Raw genomic sequence first — 609 nt, 5'->3', positions numbered from 1 at the left:
CCAATGGATTGCTTGACAGAAGGCGAAGTGAGTCCGATACTCGTTTGCATACAAATGAAATTGTCCAGATCGACAAAGGCAGGAGTTTCGGGATGGTCAAGCAGGTCGTCGAAGCCGCCGAGAACGGCAAGATCCGTTGCGATGCCTGTCCGGTCATGTGCTACATTGCCGACGGCCGGGCCGGTGCCTGCGACCGTTACGCCAATCAGGGCGGCGAACTGATCCGCGTCGATCCACTGACGATCATCGAAGGCACGGTTTCGGCCGGCGGCAAGGTCGTGCCCTTCATGCCCGACGAGCCTGCTGAAGACTGGAACGGCGACCTCGTGCATGCGCGCAAGCCCTTCGTCACCGCCGTTGGCGCCGGCACCACCTATCCGGACTACAAGCCCGCGCCCTTCATCGTTTCGCAGAAGCAGAACGGCATCGATATGGTGACCGTGGTCACCGAAGGCATCTTTTCTTATTGCGGCGCCAAGGTGAAGATCGACACCGACCGCTTCCTCGGCCCGGAAACGGCGGCCGTGCGCGTCGACGGCGAGGCGATCGGCCATGTCATGACCGGCGAATATGGTTCACAGATGCTGTCGCTCGGCGGCGTCCACCATC

At 61.1% G+C, this 609-nt stretch carries 1 pseudogene; it reads left to right on the top strand.

What is annotated here, in order from left to right:
• Nucleotides 1–92: 92 nt before the first annotated feature.
• Nucleotides 93–609, top strand: a pseudogene (locus AC1D0P_RS27075) (6-hydroxynicotinate reductase); the annotation flags it as partial.

The sequence above is a fragment of the Polaromonas sp. P1_G2 genome (assembly GCF_056405515.1).
Note: the sequence above shows the minus strand (reverse complement) of the source record. Positions and strands in the feature narration are given on the sequence as shown.